Raw genomic sequence first — 20,830 nt, 5'->3', positions numbered from 1 at the left:
ATTCAGTGCGCGTTGTGTTTGTAGTAAAACACCGGTAAGCCCAGCTTCAGGCGCAGCGCCAGCAGGCGGGCCGTAAAGCCAAACAGCAGGGTAGCGATAACCACGATATCGTGATTACTCACGTAATGCTGTAGCGCAACATAGAGCACGGCGGCGGAAAACGACACGCCAGCGTAAAGCTCTTTCTGGAAGACCAGCGGAATGCGTTTACAAAACATATCGCGCAGCACGCCGCCAAATACGCCGGTCACTACGGCAGCAATGGTGGCGATAATCGGTCCTTCCCCCATATCCAGCGCTATCTGTGCGCCAATAATGGAAAACACCACCAGGCCCAATGCATCCAGAACCAGAAACAGCTTACGCAAGTAGGGCATCACCGGGGCCACAATAGTGGTCAGCACCGCAGCCGTGGCGACAATAATCACGTACTCCGGATGTTTTACCCAGCCCAGCGGATAGTGGCCTAACAGAATATCGCGCACCGACCCACCGCCAAGTGCGGTCGCCGTGGCAATGATGATCACGCCAAACGTATCCATGCGCCGACGCCCGGCAGCCAGCGCACCCGTCATGGCTTCAGCAGTAATGCCGATAAGATAAAGAATATGCAGTAACACAAACGCCCCCTGAAATTGGTGGCGAAAGAGTAGCGATTTGCGCGCTGTATCACGATTGAGATTTTCTAAGGTGAAGTAATTTGGTTTAGAAAAACTAATGTCCGGATAGGATGCTAACCTTAATTTGTGCGAGTGTGGCCTTTTCCAGGAAATTTTTTGGCTTAGAAAAGCTAAAGTGGCCCACCGCTGGCGGGCCATCAGAATTGAGCGTTACTCAATATTCTGGATCTGTTCCCGCATCTGCTCAATCAGCACTTTCAACTCAATCGCAGAGTTGGTCACCTCAGCATTAATCGACTTCGACGCCAGCGTATTCGATTCGCGATTGAACTCCTGCATCATAAAGTCCAGACGGCGACCGACGGCCTCTTTTTTCTTCAGGATGTTCCAGGTTTCTTTCACGTGCGCTTCGAGGCGATCAAGCTCTTCCGCCACGTCGATACGCTGCGCCATCAGCACCAGTTCCTGCTCAAGGCGGTTATTTTCCAGTTGAACCTGAGCGTCTTCCAGTTTGGCGACCAGACGTTCACGCTGCCACTGTAAAATCTCCGGCATATGGGCGCGTACTTTGGCGACTTCGGCGCTGACGCCGTCCAGCCGCTGCTCAATTAAACCTTTCAACGCCTGACCTTCGGTTTCGCGGGCGACGATAAAGTCGTCCAGCGTGCCATCCAGCGCGGCCAGAATTTCGCTGGCGATAGCATCCAGATCCTGCTCCTGAGCGGCCATCACGCCCGGCCAGCGCAGGATATCTACCGGGTTGATTTCTCCCTCGTCGCTCTGCATTTTGACCCAGTTCGCTGATGCTACCAGTTGCTTCGCCAGTTTTTCGTTGAGGATCAGCTCTCCTTGCGCGCTGGCGTCCGGTTCGAAGCGCAGACTGCACTCGACTTTACCGCGCGTCAGACGGGTGCGAATACGCTCACGAACGACCGGTTCAAGGCTACGGAACTGCTCCGGCAGACGAAAATAGGTTTCCAGATAACGCTGGTTTACCGAGCGCATCTCCCAGGTGGCGCTGCCCCATTCGCCCTTGATTTCACGGCGGGCATAAGCGGTCATACTGCGGATCATAAACGTTCCTGTTTTTAAAGGAGAGATGGGAGGATTATAGCTTTCACTGCCCTGGCAGGATAGGAATAACCGCCGGAAGTCCGTATAATGCGCAGCCACATTCGTTTCAAGCCGGAGAAATCACATGCGTCCAGCAGGTCGTAGCGTCAATCAGGTGCGTCCCGTCACCCTGACCCGTAATTATACAAAACACGCAGAAGGCTCCGTGCTGGTCGAATTCGGTGATACCAAAGTGCTGTGCACCGCGTCCATCGATGAAGGCGTGCCGCGCTTCCTGAAAGGTCAGGGCCAGGGCTGGATCACCGCCGAGTACGGCATGCTGCCGCGTTCGACCCATACCCGTAACGCCCGCGAAGCGGCGAAGGGCAAGCAGGGCGGCCGCACCATGGAAATCCAGCGTCTTATCGCGCGCGCACTCCGTGCGGCGGTTGATTTAAAAGCGCTCGGTGAGTTCACCATTACTCTCGACTGCGACGTGATTCAGGCCGATGGCGGCACGCGGACGGCGTCTATTACCGGTGCCTGTGTGGCGCTGGCCGATGCGCTGAACAAACTGGTCGCGGCAGGCAAGCTGAAAACCAACCCGCTGAAAGGGATGGTGGCCGCAGTCTCCGTGGGTATCGTCAATGGCGAAGCGGTCTGCGATCTGGAATATGTTGAAGACTCCGCCGCCGAAACCGATATGAACGTGGTGATGACCGAAGACGGTCGCATTATTGAAGTACAGGGGACGGCAGAAGGCGAACCGTTCACTCACGAAGAGCTTCTCACCCTGCTAGCGCTGGCCCGGGGGGGAATAGAATCCATTGTCGCCACACAGAAGGCGGCGTTAGAAAATTGATGTTAAGGCGACTGAGAGGTCGCCTTTTTTTTGCCTGAAAAATGAAACCCGGAGGAGTATCGACATGAAACCGTATCAGCGCCAGTTTATTGAATTTGCGCTCAGCAAGCAGGTACTGAAGTTTGGCGAGTTCACGCTGAAATCCGGACGTAAGAGTCCCTATTTCTTCAACGCCGGACTGTTTAATACCGGGCGCGATCTGGCACTGCTTGGCCGTTTCTATGCCGAAGCGCTGGTCGATTCTGGTATCGATTTCGATCTGCTGTTTGGTCCTGCCTATAAAGGCATTCCGATTGCGACGACCACGGCCGTCGCGCTGGCGGAGCATCACGATCGCGACCTGCCGTACTGCTTTAACCGTAAAGAAGCTAAAGACCACGGCGAAGGCGGTAATCTGGTGGGCAGCCCGCTTCAGGGAAAAATCATGCTGGTGGATGACGTCATCACCGCCGGTACTGCTATCCGTGAATCGATGGAAATTATCCAGGCAAACGGCGCAGAGCTGGCTGGGGTGCTGATTTCGCTGGACCGACAGGAACGCGGCCGTGGCGAGATCTCCGCGATTCAGGAAGTGGAACGCGACTATGGCTGCAAGGTGATTTCCATCATCACTCTGAAAGAGCTGATTGCGTATCTGGAAGAGAAGCCGGAGATGGCCGAGTCTCTGGCGTCGGTACGCGCCTACCGGGAAGCATACGGAGTGTAAATCATTCCCCGGCAGGATGGCTGCCGGGGCATTTTTAGATCAGCTTCGCGCCCTGCGTATTTACAAACAGGGAATAAATTGACGTACTGGAGGCCATAAACAGCCGATTACGCTGCTCGCCGCCAAAACAGAGGTTAGCGCAACGTTCCGGTAATTGAACGGTTCCGATATGTTTCCCCTGGACGTTGAAAACCCGCACGCCATCAAGTTCTTCAGTACCGGTGCCCCAGCCGCACCACAGGTTGCCGTCCACATCGCAGGCGATGCCGTCCGCCGTGCCATTGCCGCAGTCAATATGCGTTCTCTTGTTTTGCAGCGCGTTATTCACCACGTCATAGGCCAGAATCAATCGGTTTGGCGCAGCACGGCTTTCGACAACGTACAGTATTTTTTCGTCAGGTGAAAAGCACAGGCCGTTAGGACCTTTAACGTCACCGAGAACTACATCTAATTTACGGCTTTGCGGATCAAGCCGATAAACGTTTTGCGGCAGTTGCGGCTCGGCTTTATGGCCTTCATAAAATCCTGTTATGCCAAAAGGCGGATCGGTAAACCAGATGGAACCATCCGACTTCACGACGATATCGTTGGGCGAGTTAAGCGGCTTACCGTCGAAGCTATCAGCCAGCACGGTAATGGTTCCGTCGTATTCAGTGCGGGTGATGCGCCGCGTGTCGTGCTCACAGCTAATCAGACGGCCCTGACGATCGCGGGCGTGGCCGTTCGTATTATTGGCAGGGCGACGGAATATGCTGGTTTCCCCGGAAACCTCATCCCAGCGCATAATGGCGTTATTAGGGATGTCGCTCCATAACAGCATCTGCATATCGCCAAACCAGACCGGACCTTCCGCCCAGCGAAAGCCCGTCGCGATTTGCTCCACCTTCGCGCTGGCGACCATATATTTACGAAAGCTATCATCAACGGCAGTGACGCGTGGATCGGGATAACGCCCGGACGGTGTCCAGCCAGCAATGCTTTTTTGGCTTAACAGTAATGTGGCGGTGGCAAGACCGCTCAGTTTTAACAATTCCCGCCGTGATGTTGCCATTGATCCTCTCCGTAGCTGCTAAACGATACAGTTCAATGGATAGTAGGAGAGAGCAAAGATAGAAAGCATCTGGCAATTCAACGAATTAACCTGGTGTTTCTTACAAAAATGAGAGTAATGCAGCCTGACAGGCTGCATAGAAGGTATTACTGTAATTGCGCGGCAATCAGCGGCCAGCGGGCGTCAAAATCTTCCGTCGGGCGATATTTAAAGTCGCTCCGCACAAAGCGTGACAGCATTCCTTCGCAGAAGGCCAGCAGCTGACTGGCAAGCAGCGTTTCATCCGTTACATAGCCTTCGCCTTCGCGCATGCGCTTTTCCCGCAGCACCTGACGCAACTGAGCTTCAATACGCTCGAAAAGCTGGCTGATACGCCCCTGAAGCCTGTCCTGCTCGAACATCAGCGCATGACCGGTCAGGATGCGTGTCAGCCCTGGATTACGCTCACCAAACCCCAGAATCAACTGTACGATCAGGCGCAGGCGCGCGGTCGTATCCTTTTCATCCTTAAGGATCAGATTGATGCGGGTAATCAGGCTATCTTCGATAAACTCAATCAGGCTATCGAACATGCGCGTCTTGCTGGGAAAATGACGATACAGCGCCGCTTCAGAAACGCCTACCGAGGCCGCCAGCTTCGCCGTAGTAATACGTTGACTACCATCGCTGGATTCAAGCATCAGCGCCAGAGATTGAAGTATTTCTTCGCGACGGTTCCTTTTCGCAGTTTGTTTTTCTGCCATGTTGCAAAATACCCCTGAAAATAAGCAATAGTCAGGCGAGCATCCACACAGCGACCGCAAACTCAGGGTTTGCGGTAATGTTATAGCTTTGTGCGCGGTGGGATGCGTTACGTTTTATTTACGCCCGGAGTGGCCGAAGCCGCCTTCGCCACGATCGGTGGCGTCAAACGATTCCACCAGATTAAATTCAGCCTGGACTACCGGAACAAATACCATCTGGGCGATGCGCTCGCCGGGTTCGATGGTGAAATGATCCTGACCACGGTTCCAGATGGAGACCATCAGTTGCCCCTGGTAGTCGGAATCAATCAGACCCACCAGATTGCCCAGCACGATGCCATGTTTATGACCGAGACCGGAGCGTGGCAGCATCACCGCCGCGAGCGACGGATCGGCGATATGAATCGCCAGCCCGGTAGGCAGCAGCGCGGTTGCGCCCGGAGCCAGCTCAAGGGCTTCGTCAAGGCAGGCGCGCAGGTCAAGGCCGGCTGAGCCGGAGGTGGCATAGGTGGGCAGTGGAAATTGCTCACCAACGCGCGGGTCCAGAATCTTAACGTCGATTTTTTTCATCATAACGGGTAACGATCTCGTCGAGTAATAATTGGCCAAGGAGCGCTTTCCGCTCAAGCGGTAAGACTTTATCTCCCTCCTGCCAGAAAAGGTGCAATGCATTGCTGTCGCTATTAAACCCTTGATTGGAAAGCGAAACATCATTTGCACAGATTAAATCAAGGTTTTTGCGGGTTCGCTTTTGCCGGGCGTATTCTTCCACATTATTTGTTTCGGCGGCAAACCCAACAACATAAGGCCGATGATCGATAAGTGCGGCGACCCCGGCAACGATATCCGGGTTTTTGACCATTTTTATTGTTAATTCATCGCCTTGCTTCTTAATTTTTTCATCGGCGACGGCGGCGGCGCGGTAGTCTGCCACGGCAGCGCAGCCGATAAAAATATGCTGCTGCTGAACGCTTGCCTGTACCGCCGCTTCCATTTCCAGCGCCGTGGTGACGTCAACACGCTGTACCAACGGCGGCGTTGGCAGCGATACGGGACCGGCAACCAGAGTAACCTTCGCCCCGCGTTTGGCGGCAGCGGCGGCGATAGCAAACCCCATTTTGCCAGAGCTGTGATTGGAGATATAGCGTACCGGGTCCAGTGGTTCCCGCGTCGGGCCTGCGGTAATCATAATATTCAGATGTTGCAGATCGTTGACCGGAGAGAAGTGCGCGGCGGCCATATCGACGATAGTCAGTGGGTCAAGCATCCGCCCCGGCCCGACATCACCGCACGCCTGACTGCCGCTATCCGGCCCCCAGATCAGCAGCCCGCGGTCGGCCAGAACGCGTAAATTATGCTGTGTCGCGGCGGCACGATACATCTGCTGATTCATGGCGGGCACCACCGCGACGGGCGCAGGCGTAGCCAGGCAGATGGTAGAGACTAAATCGTTGGCCATACCCGCTGCAACGCGCGCCAGTAAATCGGCGGTGGCGGGAGCCAGAATCACCAGATCGGCCCATTTCCCCAGCTCAATATGCCCCATCGCCGCTTCGGCTGCCGGATCGAGCAGGCTGTCGGAAACGGGATAACCTGAAACGGCCTGTAGGCTTAAAGGGGTAATAAACGCTTTGGCGGCGTCGGTCATCGCCACGCGTACATCCGCCCCGCGATCGCGCAGGCGACGTACCAGCTCCGGCGTTTTATAGGCGGCAATGCCGCCGCTCACGCCAAGAACGATTTTTTTACCGGCCAGGCTCATCATGATTCTTTCCTGTTGGATTGCACCAGAAGCTGAGCATTTTATCACAAACCTTTTGTATCGTGCGGTCCGGGATCATTCACTTTGCGAGGCGCTACGCAAGAGTTGAAAACGCAGGTCGAAGCGGAAAATACCCTATGGCAGCATAGTGGCGGGTGTAAAGGGAGACGCCATATGAAAATGTCCAGAGAAGAACGGGAAAAGTTGCCGCGGGAAAAACTGCGGCGTTATGGCGTTGAAACGCTCAGTGAAGTGGAACTGCTGGCGCTGTTTTTGCGTACCGGCGCACGAGGTAAACACGTGATGACGCTGGCGACGGAATTATTGCGTCATTTTGATACGCTTTCTCAGCTGATGTCGGCAGACTGGAGGCAATTCGACCAAATAGAGGGCATCGGCATTGCGAAATATTGCCAGTTAAGAGCCATCGCAGAACTGGCCCGCCGCTGTTATAACGAACGCCTGCGGGAAAAGAAGGGGCTTTACAGCCCTGAGCTAACGCGAGAGTTTTTGAAAAGCCAGTTTACAGGTGAAAATCGTGAAGTCTTTATGGCAATTTATCTCGATAACCAGAACCGGATACTCAAACATCGTCGCCTGTTTTCCGGTACGCTAAGCCATGTCGAAGTGCATCCGCGGGAAATTGTACGAGAAGCCATCAACGTCAACGCTGCTGCCGTGATCCTCGCACATAATCATCCCTCGGGTAACGCCGAACCGAGTAAAGCTGATAAAATGATCACCGAACGTGTGGTAAGCTGCTGTCAGCTAATGGATATTCGCGTACTTGATCACCTGGTGATTGGACGTGGTGAGTACGTTTCCTTTGCGGAAAGAGGCTTAATTTAGCCCGGATCGCGCGATCCATCGGGATCTTTGTCTGTTCGGGACTTGAGCACACCGCCGACTCAGCGTATACTACGCCACCTTTGAGAATCTCGGGTTTGGCATTTGGGCCTGGTAATCGCGAGTTCACTTAGAACCGCCAGGACCGGGCTTTACAGCCTGACGAGGCGTCAATACCCCATACGAAGCTCGAGCTAATTTGATTTTTGGAGAATAGAAATGTCCCGAGTCTGCCAAGTTACTGGCAAGCGTCCGGTGACCGGTAACAACCGTTCCCACGCACTGAACGCGACTAAACGCCGTTTTCTGCCGAACCTGCACTCTCACCGTTTTTGGGTTGAGAGCGAGAAGCGTTTTGTCACCCTGCGCGTATCTGCTAAAGGTATGCGTGTAATCGATAAAAAAGGCATCGATACAGTTCTTTCTGAACTGCGTGCCCGTGGCGAAAAGTACTAAGTACTTAGAGGAAATAAATCATGGCTAAAGGTATTCGTGAGAAAATCAAGCTGGTTTCTTCTGCTGGTACTGGTCACTTCTACACCACCACGAAGAACAAGCGTACTAAACCGGAAAAACTGGAACTGAAAAAATTCGATCCAGTTGTCCGTCAGCACGTTTTATACAAAGAAGCTAAAATCAAGTAATTTTAGTGAATTGTATGAAAACCCCGCTCCGGCGGGGTTTTCTGTTTTCTGGCTCTGGAGAACATAAAAATGCCTGAATTACCTGAAGTTGAGACCAGCCGTCGCGGGATTGAACCGCATCTGGTGGGCGAAACTATTCTTCACGTCATTGTCCGCAACGGACGCCTGCGCTGGCCGGTGTCAGACGAAATCCATACTCTGAGTGACAAGCCAGTGCTCAGCGTGCAGCGGCGTGCGAAATACCTGCTGCTGGAGTTGCCGGACGGCTGGATTATCATTCACCTGGGGATGTCAGGCAGCTTGCGCATCCTCACAGAAGAACGCCCGGCAGAAAAGCACGACCACGTCGATATGGTGATGAGCAACGGTAAAGTGCTGCGCTATACCGATCCCCGGCGCTTCGGAGCCTGGCTGTGGACCAAAGAGCTGGAAGGGCATAACGTACTGGCGCACCTGGGGCCGGAACCGCTCAGCGATGCGTTTAATGCCGATTATCTGCAGCAGAAGTGCGCGAAGAAGAAAACCGCCATCAAGCCCTGGCTGATGGACAATAAGCTGGTGGTGGGCGTAGGCAATATTTACGCCAGCGAATCGCTGTTCGCCGCCGGGATCCATCCGGATCGGCTGGCGTCATCGCTTTCACGCGACGAGTGCGAACTGCTGGTGCGGGTCATCAAAGCGGTGCTGCTGCGTTCAATAGAGCAGGGCGGAACGACGCTGAAGGACTTCTTACAGAGCGACGGCAAGCCGGGCTATTTCGCCCAGCAGTTACAGGTCTATGGACGTAAAGGCGAACCGTGCCACGTTTGTGGAACACCGATTGTGGCAGCGAAGCATGCACAGCGGGCGACGTTTTACTGTCGCCAGTGCCAGAAGTAAATTACCTGAGCTTGTCCATCAGCGCCTGATGGACGCAGGCAGGCAGAAAATGCGTCACGTCGCCCGCGTGACGCGCGACCTCTTTTACCAGCGACGAAGAGATAAACGACCACTCTTTTGACGGCATCAGGAAGACGCTTTCCAGCTCCGGCATCAAGTGGCGATTCATATGCGCCAGTTGCATCTCATACTCAAAATCCGCCACTGCGCGCAGGCCGCGGATGAGGATGTTCGCCTGCTGATCGCGCGCGAAATTCGCCATCAAATCGCTGAACCCCACTACCGCAACGCCCGACAGATGCGATGTTGCCTCTTTCGCCAGCGCCACACGCTCTTCAAGGTTGAACATCGGTTTCTTGCTGGGGCTGGCGGCAATGGCGAGCACGACGTGATCGAACATGCGGGTCGCGCGGGTGACAATATCAATATGACCATTGGTGATGGGATCGAACGTCCCCGGATAAATTGCCCGTCTTTGCATAACAGCCCTCAATGCGTTTTGGGTGGCAGATACGGTTGTAGCAGATGCAGAAGCCGTTGTAACGCGCCCTGGTTCTGATGCAGGACTTCTACGGCATGGTGTCCATAGTAATTGCGATAATCTTCGTCCGTCAGCAACGAGGCAATCTCTTTGGTCAGGGAAGGCGCGTCTTCAACGGTGATCAGGCCGTCCGCCTGCTCCAGGCGTGCGCAGATATCTTTAAAATTAAAGGTATGCGGGCCCATCAATACCGGAATGGCGTGAGCGGCAGGCTCCAGCGGATTATGACCGCCACGTTCAACCAGCGAGCCGCCAACGAAAGCCAGATCGGCAATGCCATACAGCAGCATTAATTCGCCCATCGTATCGCCCACCACCACCTGCGTACTGCCGGAAGGTACTTCACCCGAAGAACGCGTGGTGTAACTCAGGCCCGCCTGACGCACGAGATTTACCGCATCCGGGAAACGTTCAGGATGACGCGGGACCAGAATAAGCAGCAGGTCAGGGAATTGTTGCAGCAGCGCCTGATGCGCAGCCAGCACCACGCTCTCTTCACCGTCGTGGGTACTGGTGGCAATCCACACCGGGCGGCGAGGTGCCCACTGGCGACGCAGCGTAATGGCTTTTGCCGCCAGCTGCGGCGTCACAGAAATATCGAACTTCAGGCTCCCGGTGACGGTTAGCTGGTTACGTTTCGCGCCAAGCTGGATAAAACGTTCGCCGTCCTCTTCATTCTGCGCTGCAATCAGAGTGATCCGGCGCAGCAGCGTTTTGATGAACTTGCCCAGCTTGCCATAGCCCTTGGCCGAGCGTGCCGAGAGACGCGCGTTAGCGATGACCAGCGGCGTTTTACGCTTATAGAGCGCCGTAATGAGGTTCGGCCACAGTTCCGTTTCCATGATCAACACCAGTTTCGGGTCGACTTTATTCAGGAAACGATTCATCGCGTCCGGCAGATCGTAGGGCAAATAGACGTGCTGAACATCTTTCCCGAACGCGGACTGGACGCGTTCAGAGCCGGTCGGCGTCATGGTGGTGACCGTAATGGGAAGCTCTGGGTAGCGGTGACGTAAAGCTCGCACCAGAGGGATTGCCGCGAGTGTTTCACCGACTGAGACCGAGTGCAGCATAATGCCGCCAGGCTTCAGCGGCGTGCGGTAAAAGCCGTAACGCTCGCCCCAGCGTTTGCGATATGCCGGAGCTTTACGACCACGCACCCAGAGCCGTACCCAAATGAGCGGCTGAATAAGGTAAAGCAATGTGGTGTAAAGCAATTGCAGCATAGGAGGTAATTGACTAATGAATGTGCTGGGGATTCTAAGTTTTTAGCGGAGCCTTTGCCATTACTTTTGCGGAATTTGGCTTAGGTGAGGGTAAATGGCAACCGAAAAGCAGCCCTGAGAGAGTATTTTTTAAATTTTATCGCCATATTTTAACGTTTAATCAAGATTATTCGTCATCGCTAAAGCGCATATTTTAGGGTGAAGATATTTTTTATGCGTTTGTTTTTATAGGCATTGTCTTGTTGTCAGGTTAAAAAACATTCATATCGGCTTGCAGGGCAAGTAATGGTACACTGTAGCGCTAAATTGTTGTGGATAGCGAGCGGGTAGCTGTAAGCCTGAGCGGTAGCGTGTCCGCAGGCGAAAGCTGTGTTATTTTTGTCGCGCCAGCTGCGGCGGGTTAAGTAAGTAGCCTGTTGAATCCATTCTTTTTTACCACGAAATGTCGGGCAGGGAGTCAGCATGATTATCGCGTTTTGCTTGTATAAATATTTCCCCTTTGGCGGCTTGCAGCGCGATTTTCTGCGCATCGCAAAAACCGTTGCGCAGCGCGGTGCAAAGGTTCGTGTGTATGTGCTTTCCTGGCAGGGGGAGCGCCCGGATAATGTGGAGATTGTGACAGTACCGGCAACCGCCTCAACCAATCATGGTAAAAACAAAGAATATTATCAGTGGGTGCATCAACATTTACAGCAACACCCGGTCGATAAAGTGATTGGCTTCAATAAGATGCCGGGCCTTGATATCTACTACGCCGCCGACGTCTGCTATGCCGAGAAGGTCGCCAAAGAAAAAGGCTTCTTTTACAAGCTGACCCCCCGCTATCGCCACTTTGCTGCCTTTGAAGAGGCCGTTTTTCGCAAAGGCGCAAAAACAGAATTGCTGATGCTTACTGACCGGCAAATTAACGATTTCAAAAAGCATTACGGCACCGAAGAGGCGCGTTTTCATATTCTGCCGCCGGGGATCTACCCTGACCGCAAATACAGCGCTCATGCCCCGGACTGCCGGGAAGCGTTTCGTCGGGAAAATAACATCGGTGCCGATGAATTTTTGCTGTTGCAGGTCGGATCAGACTTCTCCCGCAAGGGGGTTGATCGCAGCATCAGAGCTTTTGCCGCGCTGCCTGATATGGTTAAAGCAAATGCCAGACTGGTGGTGGTTGGGCAGGATAAACCTGGCAAATTTGAAGCACTGGCATCCCAGCTTGGCGTAAAAAAACAGGTCTGTTTTTACGCGGGCCGAAATGACGTCTCGAACCTGATGATGGCAGCAGATGTGCTGATCCATCCGGCGTATCAGGAAGCGGCTGGGATTGTGCTGCTGGAGGCAATTGCCGCCGGACTGCCGGTGCTGACGACTGAGGTATGCGGCTATGCGCACTACATTGATAAAGCGCAGTGCGGTGAGGTGATTGCCGAGCCGTTCAGCCAGGATCACCTCAATGCGGCGTTGGTAAAGACGGCTACAGACGGGACGCAGCGACGCCAGTGGGCGGAAAACGCCCGACATTATGCTGATACTCAGGACATTTATAGTCTGCCGGAAAAAGTGGCCGATATGGTGATGGCACCGTCATCGCTGTAAATAAACGCTACTGTAATAAGCACCATGAATTTGCGTAAATATCTGGAAAATCATGAGTAAATTTAAAAAGATTCTGATTATCAAATTGAAGTTTCAGGGAGATGTCCTGCTAACGACGCCGGTGATCAGCACGTTAAAGGCACAATACCCTGATGCCGAAATCGATATGATGGTTTATAACTCTACGGTTCAAATCATCTCAGAAAACCCAAATCTTCACAAAATTTACGGTATCGCAGATAAAAAATCTTCAGCGCTGAATAAAATCATTAATATTTTCCATATCATTAACGCGCTGCGAAAAAATAACTACGACCTGATTGTTAATCTCTCAAGCCAGAAATTGCTGGGATTCGTCATTCGCTGCATTCCTGCCCGCTTAAAAATCGGCTTTACGTTTGGCCGCCGGAAATCGTCTTACTGGATGAACGCATTTGATAAAACCCTCGACGATGCTGGTGAACATATTGTGCCGCAAAACCTGTCTATTCTGACGTTGCTCGATATCGATCCGATGATCACCCGTACTTCAATGCGCTATGACGTCCGGCACTGGGATCGCTTAAAAGCAAGAATGGATGAACTGGGCGTGACGAAAGAGTATGTCGCCATCCAGCCCACGGCCAGGCAGATATTTAAGTGCTGGGATAACGACAAGTTTGCGGCAGTCATTAATCATCTTATGGCGCGGGGTTACGAGGTGATACTGACCGCCGGACCCGGCAAAGAAGATGCAGATATTATTGCTGATATTGTGCGCCAGTGTAACCGTAAACCGGTAACAGAATTTGCCGGAAAAACCTCGTTCCCCGAACTGGCGGCGCTGATTGACCACGCCGCGTTATTTATCGGAGTCGATTCGGCACCTGGCCATATTGCCGCAGCGGTCGATACGCCGGTCGTATGCCTTTTTGGCGCGACCAAACATCGCTTCTGGCATCCCTGGACGGAAAAGCTTGAGCTGATTTGGGCCGGGGACTATAAACCTATGCCGCTGCGCAAAGATCTCGATCGTAGCTACCGCTATTTGACCTGCATCCCCGCACAGGACGTGATTGCTGCTGCGGACAGAATGTTAGCGCAATATCCTGCGGCAAAGACCCTATTTAACAACAATGCAGAATGATGGTGGGAAAAATGGTTGAATTAAAAGAACCATTCAAAACGCTGTGGCAGGGTAAAGATCCCTTCCACGAAATAGAACTGCTCACCGGCCATGTTTATCGGGCGCTTGAAACCCGCAAAACGCTGCGTTTTGAAATAGATAATGTCGGCTATTTCATCAAAATACATTACGGCACCACGACCAAAGAAGTGGTCAAAAACTTGCTGTCGTTTCGTCTGCCGGTGCTGGGGGCTGACCGGGAATGGAAGGCTATTCATCGCCTGACTGAGGTTGGCGTAGATACCATGCATGGCGTAGCCTTTGGTATGAAGGGAACCAACCCGGTTACCATCACGTCGTTTATTATCACTGAAGAGCTAACCAATACCATTAGCCTGGAAGATTATTGCGCTGAATGGAAAAGCCAGCCGCCAGGGTTTAAGCCGAAAAGAAAACTCATCGCCCATCTGGCAACCATGGTGAAGAACATGCATGCGGCGGGCGTTAATCATCGCGACTGCTATTTATGCCATTTCCTGCTGCATCTTCCTTACGATCCTAATCAGGATACGCCAAAGCTATCGGTAATCGATTTACATCGCGCTCAGATTCGTCCTGGCGTTCCGTTGCGCTGGAGAAATAAAGATCTCATCGGCCTCTATTTTTCATCGCTGGAGATTGGCCTGACCAGGGCGGATGTTTTGTATTTTATGAAAATCTACTTTGCGAGGCCGCTGCGTGACATTTTGCGTGATGAACATAGTCTGATCGCCAGCGCGCAGGTCAGAGCGCAAAAGATAAAAGAAAGAACGCAACGGAAAGGGTTGTAATACGTATGGAATCCACCATTCACGTCGTTTTTTGCTCTGACGGCAATTACATAGAATACTTAGCGACCTCTCTGGCGTCGGTTTATCATAATAACCTGACAAACGACGTTCATTTCCATGTCTTCTCTTATGATGTCAGCGAAGACCAGCTTGATAAAGTCAGATCGCAGCCCGGTAATATTTCAGTTTATAAAATTGAAGATGCCGATCTTGAGAAATACGACGGGCAATCATCATTAGCGCATATCAATAAATCAACCTATATCCGGCTGCTGGTACCCCGTCTGCTGCCTGAAAATGTCATCCGCTTTGTCTATCTGGATGTTGATACGCTCTGTTTTTCCTCTTTAGCTGCCCTCAGCGCGGTCGATATCGATAATGCGGTCTGCGCGGTGGTGACGGATAACTCGCAGGAGATTAACCGTAAAAACAGCCAGCGTATTGGTATGGCTGATGCCCGCTATTTTAACGCCGGTTTTCTCTATATTAACCGCCGCGCCTGGCTGGCACACGACGTGGAGCGCAAAACGCAGGATATCTTGCGTGAGCGTAAAGGGCAGCTGAAGTATCTCGATCAGGATGCATTAAATATCGTTCTGGAGAACAGGGTCGTTTTCATTGATAAAAAGTGGAATCTGCTCTATACGCTGCTGAATGACGAGCAGCGGCAAGATTTTATTTATCATCCTGAATCGATCCCGGTGATCATGCATTTTACCGGTGGGCGTAAGCCCTGGTATCGGGAGCATCGGGGGACCGGTCAACATCTCTATCTCTTCTACCGTAATTTCACCGCATGGCGCGACGCTCCACTGCGCAGCTACAGCGGGCGGATGCGGGCAACGGATTATCGGGTATATGCGCGAGACGCCTTCAAAAAAGGGCAGGTGCTGGAAGGATTACGTTATTACGCAGGCTATATCAGAAAGAAATTAGCGAAATAAAAAAAGCCACTGGCGTCAAAACCAGTGGCTTTTTTTTACCTATTTTTTCATCTTCATCCAGGTATAGGTCAGATAAGTTTTGAAGCCTTCAAAACGGTGGCCCAGATACTTTTGATGGACAGATTTCTTTTTAAACTGCTTTAATGTTCTGGCGTCGTACAGCGGCTGGTCACGCCACGGCGAAATTTTGTAGATCTCGCTAAAGTACTTCACGGCAGGGTAATCTTTGGCCCACTGGAACCAGGGCTTCGTGACGCCAACATAGTGAATAAACACGGTGTCATCATTGATGATCTCTTTATAGCGATCGGCTCGCTTTATTTTTGGTTCGTCATCAAAGTTATAGAACGCATTGTACCCACGGTGGAGGAACTTCACTTTGCCCCTCACCAGAAGATTGAGCGCGTCCTGATCGGGGAACGTTAACTTCGGTGCAAGCGCTTCGTCCGAGAAGGTGGCGATAATTTTTTCCAGGATATTATTTTCTTGCCATGCTTTCAGGTTGATATACAACATACCGGTATTAAAGTAAGTGTTGGGCTCAAAGCCAAAAACCTGTACCGCTCTTTTCTGCATCATCTCTACGTCAATGACGCCCGCAACAATATTATCTTCGATATCCATGTTGAGCAGCGGTTCAACACTGCCCTTACAGATGATATCTGCATCCAGATATACCAGACTTTCGGTCTGAGACTGGAGGTACTCACAGGTAAGGAAACGGTAGTACGTTGCGTAGGCATAACGAACGGTATAGGGGAACGCAGAAAAACAGTCATTGTTAATGATATATAAGGAGATGGTTGTTTGATAGTGAACAGCCAGCTCATTTAATTTTTTGCAGGTATCTTCATCGCTGTAGTCAGAGAAAATATGAAAGGCTAAAGGGACATTCTTATTATTTTCAAGTATCGATGTCACAGAAATACAAGCACCGAACAGGAAGTTTTTATCGACCCCATAAGCAATATTGAGCCGTTTAACCGATAACGATTCAGAGGCCATGCCGGAAAAAGTTTGTTGGCTGAGAATGGGCTGCTTACCGAACATACCTGTACCTGTAGCAAAAATATCATAGCCAATGATAACATATTATCAAGAGGATGACTATAAGCGGTAAAGACGAAGCTTTTGTGTTCCTTCCCTTGAGTGATTTTATTTTCTATTAAAATTAGCAGGTTACTGCCGATCCCGGATTACTGCCTCCTGATCCAGCGAGGCAATAGTCTGTATTTTAAGCGTGAAAAGAAAAGATCGAATTGATAAAGTTTGACCCTTAAATAAAACTTCTTATGTTTCTTATCTATATTTTTATAGAGACACGCCTCTTTCAGCCTTTCAATTAACTGCATTTCTTCGTGGCTATAATTATAATAGCCGCGCATCTTTCTGGTTTTCTTTCTCAGTTCAATATAGCAATTCATCATTGCCATGGTGGTCAGCGACGCCGTCTCCGGGTGCTCTTTCACGCTGGTAATAAATTTATTCAACGCATGCGACATATCCATGATGTCATTTTCCTGATGCGTTTCGGTGACGCTCAGTCTATTCTTGCGATAATAATAGAGGATGCTGTTTATTTTGCAGAGTGTCTTACTTTTCAAATATTGAAAAGGGGTAAAGGAGACATCTTCAAAATAGGAAAGATGCTCAGGAAAGCGATCCTCTCCGATGATGTCTTTTCTAAAAATACGACGCCATACTTGCCAGTGAGAGGCTTTGAATGTTTTTTGGATAATCTCTTCGTAACGGGTATCTAATTTATAGGGCAAATCATTTTTTTGTTCGGCTACAAACGTATCGAAATCACGAGTACTTTCATAAGCAATAATGTCGTACTGCTGCTTTTCTAAGACCGGCATTATGACGCTAAAGAAATTTTTGCTGTACAGGTCGTCTCCATCGATAAACGCGAGGTAGTCTCCCTGGCTTAGTTCAATGCCCCGGTTTCGCGCAACGGAGACGCCACTTTTAGGCTGGTAATAGTAACGTATGTTATTATATTTATGGGTCAGATCGCGGATAATTTGATCCGACTCATCTGTTGAACCATCGTTTATCACCAAAAGTTCACAATTATGCGGCATATTGTTTATAACAGACATAATGGCATCTGACGCCAGCACGCCATTGTTATGTGTCGCCATAATTATGCTAAGAACAGGCTTTTCGTTCATCATTAACTTTATTCTGTTGTAATAATATACAAAGTGCGATACACGACGTTGCAACAATGGGCATTTCCCTTGAATAGAGCAAAACATCGGAGAGGCCGAACAACATGATTGCAAGTGTCACAACAAAAAGCGATATATTTTTATGTCTTATTGAGTAATAAATAAGCGTTATATAGAACAAAATCAGTAGTAACGTACCAACAATACCTTTCAATGAAAGGGTTTCGATGAGTTCGTTATGCAAATGGACATTCAGGTAAGGTGCTGCACCTGAAAGATTAGGGTGTGCCTGTATCATGGCAGTGATAGCGTTTTGACGTTCTTCGATGGATTGCCCGATCAGATTAAATCTCATCGTTTCTAGTCCCACCTGATACATGGCGAGGCGCGCACCGACAGAAGTATTACTATTATTATTTTGATAACTGGTAATATCGCTCATTAAATTTTGTGTACGCTGCTGGAGCACATCTTTCATTACCACGCCGCACACTACCAACAGGACAAAAAAGAGCGCCGCACGTTTCAGCAGTTTTTTTCTGGAGTGAGAATAATTTGCTAACAACATCAGCAGGATAATAACTGGATATGTCAGCATTGCCGCCCGGGTTTCGTTTAGTGCCAGAGTGACCAAAACGCATAACGAAACTAACGCCAATATCAGCGGATAAAGCCTTGGCTTTAACTGGATGAGCCAGGCACTGCATACTATACCGATGAGCGCGACGGCATAGCCTGCGGTAGTAGCGACCTTAAAGGCCAGCATAATTCTCGGTAGCTGATGATGCGCTTCTTCTACCCCAGCATAGATCACTACCGCAATAAGCAGTACCGACAGGCAAGGTAGGATAAAACGTTTCATACTTTGCGTGATCAAACTGAATGCCAGAACGACAAAAGTACCTGAGATGAGCATACGTGCTGCGTATAAGTAAGCGCGATACGTTCCTGAAAAATCGGTTTTCTCCGGCTTGAAAAGCTCCAGCCACAGAACGTTGTAAATACCTATCAGGAAAATAACGCCAGCCAGCACCAGCAGCGCTTTTTTTGACGAGAGGCACTTCCTCTCAGCAACGATAAAAATCAGGGAAACCAACGCGGTGACGCTAAATAATTTTGCGGCCACATCAACATTCACCAACAGAAGCGAAAAAAGGGTTGCCAGTAAGCCCGTACACAGCGTCCATTCACACGCTTTTTTTGCCAGTGGAGAAAAGGTCAATCCCTTTAAGGTCATCTTATACACTCAGGTTAGTTAAATGCTCAAAAACCATCTCAGGTGAAATCTCACCGGTTTCCTGACCCGGCGATTTCAGCGCCAGCTGATTTTTGCCATAGCCGCCAATCAACCCCGGATCGGTTGGGCCATAAAGCGTGATGTTAGGGCGATCGAGCGCTGCCGTCAGGTGACTCAGGCCAGTATCGACCGAGACCACAAATTTTGCCCCTGCGAGCATCCGCGCAATCTCTTCCAGACTCATGCGTGGCAATACGTCCACATAGTCAAATCCTTCCGCCAGCCTCTTCGCTCTCGCTTCCTCATGAGGAGCACCCCAGGGTAGTTTGATGCGTATGTCTGCATCACGCAATAAGCTAATTAACTGACGCCAGTGATCTTCTTGCCAGTGCTTATCATCGCGCGTCGTTGCGTGTAAAAATACCGCATAACACGCATTATCGGCCTTCAGATTAGTCGAAAAGTGGCGTGCAATCGCGTAATCGCCTTGCGTTTGCGGTTGACTATATCCAAGACTTTTGGCAAACAGTTCACGCGTGCGCTCTACCGCATGCTGCTGTTTGGCAATAAAGTGTCGGCGGTTATAAAAGAGGCTTGCCAGCGGTTCGCGGGCGCTCTTCCAGTCCATACCGTGCTTCACGCCATGAGCCAGTCGGGTGACCAGCGCTGCGCTTTTCACCAGCCCTTGTGCATCAATGATCGCATCATAGCGCACTTCACGTAAACGGCGAGAAAACGCGGCGCGTTCAGCTTTTACGGCTGCGGAAAACCAGGCTTTGCGCCAGCGGCGGATCGCCACGGGCAACACGCGATCAACCGTTTCATGCCAGGAGGGAATTTGTGCGAATCCTTCTTCAACCACCCAGTCAAAGCGAATGCCCGGCAGAGCATGCATGGCATCGGTAAGGGCAGGAAGCGTATGCAGGACATCACCCATTGATGAGGTTTTTACGATTAACACCCGCATCCGTCAGGCATCCTCATCAAGCAGTAGCGCATTAAGTTCATCCAGCACGCGTTGTGGCGTGATATCGATCAGACTCTGGTGATAACCTTCGGCGGCATCGCCTTTTCGTACCTTGTGGTAGCCTTCAATCAGGCGAATGACGCGCGCCTTGTGAGAGAGCGGCGGCGTAAAGTCCGGGCTGCTGGGGCCATACAGGGCGACCAGTGGACGGCCAAGCGCGGCGGCCACGTGCATCAATCCCGAGTCGTTGCTGACCACGGCTTTGCAGGCCGCAATCAGGATCACTGCTTGTTCAAGCTGGGTTTCGCCCGCCAGGTTACGGCACCACGCCTGTTGTTCAATGCTTAAGGCGGCAAGGATTTCATTGCCCGCATCGTGATCTTTCGCCGAGCCGAACAGGACTACCTGATAACCTTCATCAATGAGTTGTTTTGCCAGCTCTGCGTAGTGATAGTGCGGCCAGCGTTTGGCCGGGCCAAATTCTGCGCCGGGACAAAAGCCGATTAGCGGACGTTCTGTCGATAATGTAAATGCCTCGCAGGTCGCTGATTTTTCGTCATCGTTGACCTGAAGTTCAGGCCACAATAGCGGCTGCGGCAGATCCTTCGCACTGGTCATCGTGCCTTTGTCATACGCCAGCGCTACATAGCGCTCCACCATCAGCGGCCAGGCCTGTTTATCCAGGACGCGCGCATCGTTGAGCAGGCCGTAGCGCATCTCGCCGCGCCAGCCGCTGCGAAGCGGAATACCGGCAAAAAACGGCACCAGCGCGGATTTAAACGAGTTCGGCAGGACGTAAGCGCGATCGTAATGGCGGTCGCGTAAACTGCGGCCCAGCTTGCGGCGCGCGCCGATCTCCAGCGCGCCGTGACCCAGCGGCATGGGGATTGCCTCATTCACTTCCGGCATGCGCGACAGCAGCGGACGGCACCACGCGGGTGCCATCACATCAATAATGGCCTGGGGATAGTGCGCCCGGAGCGTGCGGTAAAGACTTTGCGACATCATCATGTCGCCCACCCAGGACGGGCCGATCACCAGTATTTTCAT

General features: G+C 51.4%; 23 protein-coding genes. 10 read left to right on the top strand and 13 right to left on the bottom strand.

The features are described 5' to 3' along the window. Positions 1 to 2: 2 nt before the first annotated feature. Positions 3 to 620, bottom strand: coding sequence for a trimeric intracellular cation channel family protein (locus INT84_RS15960; RefSeq protein ID WP_194207584.1), 618 nt, complete (start codon positions 618 to 620; stop codon positions 3 to 5). Positions 621 to 830: 210 nt separating this feature from the next. Further along, positions 831 to 1,694 carry a YicC/YloC family endoribonuclease gene (locus tag INT84_RS15955; RefSeq protein WP_194207583.1) on the bottom strand — a complete coding sequence of 288 codons (864 nt, stop codon included), beginning with the start codon at positions 1,692 to 1,694 and terminating at the stop codon, positions 831 to 833. 124 nt (positions 1,695 to 1,818) lie between these two features. On the opposite strand from INT84_RS15955, the gene rph reads away from it, so the two are divergent. Together rph and pyrE are read left to right on the top strand one after the other, a co-directional pair. Then, positions 1,819 to 2,535 carry a ribonuclease PH gene (gene rph / locus INT84_RS15950; RefSeq protein WP_194207582.1) on the top strand — a complete coding sequence of 239 codons (717 nt, stop codon included), beginning with the start codon at positions 1,819 to 1,821 and terminating at the stop codon, positions 2,533 to 2,535. A gap of 64 nt (positions 2,536 to 2,599) precedes the next feature. Then, a complete protein-coding gene (gene pyrE / locus INT84_RS15945) occupies positions 2,600 to 3,241 on the top strand; it encodes an orotate phosphoribosyltransferase (protein WP_194207581.1) in 642 nt (213 codons plus the stop codon). 34 nt (positions 3,242 to 3,275) lie between these two features. Here pyrE and INT84_RS15940 read toward each other — a convergent pair whose 3' ends face one another. The 4 genes from INT84_RS15940 to coaBC form a co-directional block, all read right to left on the bottom strand. Then, positions 3,276 to 4,292: an SMP-30/gluconolactonase/LRE family protein gene (locus INT84_RS15940; RefSeq protein ID WP_194207580.1), complete on the bottom strand. Its 1,017-nt coding sequence runs from the start codon at positions 4,290 to 4,292 to the stop codon at positions 3,276 to 3,278. Between the two features lie 146 nt (positions 4,293 to 4,438). Continuing rightward, positions 4,439 to 5,035 (bottom strand): nucleoid occlusion factor SlmA, encoded by a 597-nt coding sequence (gene slmA / locus INT84_RS15935; protein ID WP_176920013.1) that lies wholly within the window; start codon positions 5,033 to 5,035, stop codon positions 4,439 to 4,441. 114 nt (positions 5,036 to 5,149) lie between these two features. Continuing rightward, on the bottom strand, positions 5,150 to 5,608 hold the full coding sequence (dut, locus tag INT84_RS15930; RefSeq protein WP_176920014.1) for a dUTP diphosphatase: 459 nt from the start codon (positions 5,606 to 5,608) through the stop codon (positions 5,150 to 5,152). After that, positions 5,586 to 6,797 (bottom strand): bifunctional phosphopantothenoylcysteine decarboxylase/phosphopantothenate--cysteine ligase CoaBC, encoded by a 1,212-nt coding sequence (coaBC, locus tag INT84_RS15925; RefSeq protein ID WP_194207721.1) that lies wholly within the window; start codon positions 6,795 to 6,797, stop codon positions 5,586 to 5,588. Before coaBC ends, dut begins: the two co-directional genes overlap by 23 nt. Positions 6,798 to 6,977: 180 nt before the next feature. Here coaBC and radC point away from each other — a divergent pair, with 180 nt between their 5' ends. From radC to mutM, 4 genes are all read left to right on the top strand, one after another. Further along, a complete protein-coding gene (gene radC / locus INT84_RS15920; protein WP_194207720.1) occupies positions 6,978 to 7,646 on the top strand; it encodes a DNA repair protein RadC in 669 nt (222 codons plus the stop codon). Between the two features lie 216 nt (positions 7,647 to 7,862). Continuing rightward, on the top strand, positions 7,863 to 8,099 hold the full coding sequence (rpmB, locus tag INT84_RS15915) for a 50S ribosomal protein L28 (protein WP_002436699.1): 237 nt from the start codon (positions 7,863 to 7,865) through the stop codon (positions 8,097 to 8,099). A 20-nt stretch (positions 8,100 to 8,119) separates the two neighbouring features. Then, the gene (gene rpmG / locus INT84_RS15910) at positions 8,120 to 8,287 is read left to right on the top strand and encodes a 50S ribosomal protein L33 (protein ID WP_003024094.1); all 168 of its coding nucleotides are present in this window, start codon (positions 8,120 to 8,122) and stop codon (positions 8,285 to 8,287) included. 69 nt (positions 8,288 to 8,356) lie between these two features. Beyond that, positions 8,357 to 9,166: a bifunctional DNA-formamidopyrimidine glycosylase/DNA-(apurinic or apyrimidinic site) lyase gene (gene mutM / locus INT84_RS15905; protein WP_176920015.1), complete on the top strand. Its 810-nt coding sequence runs from the start codon at positions 8,357 to 8,359 to the stop codon at positions 9,164 to 9,166. 1 nt (position 9,167) lies between these two features. Here the strand turns inward: mutM and coaD are convergent, their stop codons facing one another. Beyond that, entirely contained in the window at positions 9,168 to 9,647 is a 480-nt protein-coding gene (gene coaD, locus INT84_RS15900; protein WP_194207579.1) for a pantetheine-phosphate adenylyltransferase, read from the bottom strand. An 8-nt stretch (positions 9,648 to 9,655) separates the two neighbouring features. Then, a complete protein-coding gene (waaA, locus tag INT84_RS15895; RefSeq protein ID WP_194207578.1) occupies positions 9,656 to 10,933 on the bottom strand; it encodes a lipid IV(A) 3-deoxy-D-manno-octulosonic acid transferase in 1,278 nt (425 codons plus the stop codon). A 462-nt stretch (positions 10,934 to 11,395) separates the two neighbouring features. On the opposite strand from waaA, the gene INT84_RS15890 reads away from it, so the two are divergent. The 4 genes from INT84_RS15890 to INT84_RS15875 are packed head-to-tail and all read left to right on the top strand — an operon-like array spanning position 11,396 to position 15,399. Continuing rightward, a complete protein-coding gene (locus INT84_RS15890) occupies positions 11,396 to 12,520 on the top strand; it encodes a glycosyltransferase family 4 protein (protein WP_194207577.1) in 1,125 nt (374 codons plus the stop codon). Positions 12,521 to 12,572: 52 nt separating this feature from the next. Beyond that, positions 12,573 to 13,646 (top strand): lipopolysaccharide core heptosyltransferase RfaQ, encoded by a 1,074-nt coding sequence (rfaQ, locus tag INT84_RS15885; protein WP_194207576.1) that lies wholly within the window; start codon positions 12,573 to 12,575, stop codon positions 13,644 to 13,646. Positions 13,647 to 13,657: 11 nt separating this feature from the next. Further along, positions 13,658 to 14,455, top strand: a complete 798-nt coding sequence (gene rfaP / locus INT84_RS15880; protein WP_194207575.1) for a lipopolysaccharide core heptose(I) kinase RfaP — start codon at positions 13,658 to 13,660, stop codon at positions 14,453 to 14,455. A gap of 5 nt (positions 14,456 to 14,460) precedes the next feature. Beyond that, positions 14,461 to 15,399, top strand: a complete 939-nt coding sequence (locus INT84_RS15875; protein ID WP_194207574.1) for a glycosyltransferase family 8 protein — start codon at positions 14,461 to 14,463, stop codon at positions 15,397 to 15,399. A gap of 39 nt (positions 15,400 to 15,438) precedes the next feature. Here INT84_RS15875 and INT84_RS15870 read toward each other — a convergent pair whose 3' ends face one another. The 5 genes from INT84_RS15870 to rfaF form a co-directional block, all read right to left on the bottom strand. Continuing rightward, positions 15,439 to 16,449 carry a glycosyltransferase gene (locus INT84_RS15870; protein WP_194207573.1) on the bottom strand — a complete coding sequence of 337 codons (1,011 nt, stop codon included), beginning with the start codon at positions 16,447 to 16,449 and terminating at the stop codon, positions 15,439 to 15,441. 146 nt (positions 16,450 to 16,595) lie between these two features. After that, positions 16,596 to 17,579, bottom strand: a complete 984-nt coding sequence (locus tag INT84_RS15865; protein ID WP_194207572.1) for a glycosyltransferase family 2 protein — start codon at positions 17,577 to 17,579, stop codon at positions 16,596 to 16,598. Continuing rightward, entirely contained in the window at positions 17,554 to 18,813 is a 1,260-nt protein-coding gene (locus INT84_RS15860; RefSeq protein ID WP_194207571.1) for an O-antigen ligase, read from the bottom strand. The genes INT84_RS15865 and INT84_RS15860 overlap by 26 nt, the downstream gene beginning before the upstream one ends. 1 nt (position 18,814) lies before the next feature. Further along, positions 18,815 to 19,780 carry a lipopolysaccharide heptosyltransferase RfaC gene (gene rfaC / locus INT84_RS15855; RefSeq protein ID WP_194207570.1) on the bottom strand — a complete coding sequence of 322 codons (966 nt, stop codon included), beginning with the start codon at positions 19,778 to 19,780 and terminating at the stop codon, positions 18,815 to 18,817. A 3-nt stretch (positions 19,781 to 19,783) separates the two neighbouring features. After that, positions 19,784 to 20,830, bottom strand: a complete 1,047-nt coding sequence (gene rfaF, locus INT84_RS15850; protein ID WP_194207569.1) for an ADP-heptose--LPS heptosyltransferase RfaF — start codon at positions 20,828 to 20,830, stop codon at positions 19,784 to 19,786.

Source organism: Superficieibacter sp. 1612_C1 (genome assembly GCF_015234305.1).
Classification (GTDB): domain Bacteria; phylum Pseudomonadota; class Gammaproteobacteria; order Enterobacterales; family Enterobacteriaceae; genus Superficieibacter.
Note: the sequence above shows the minus strand (reverse complement) of the source record. Positions and strands in the feature narration are given on the sequence as shown.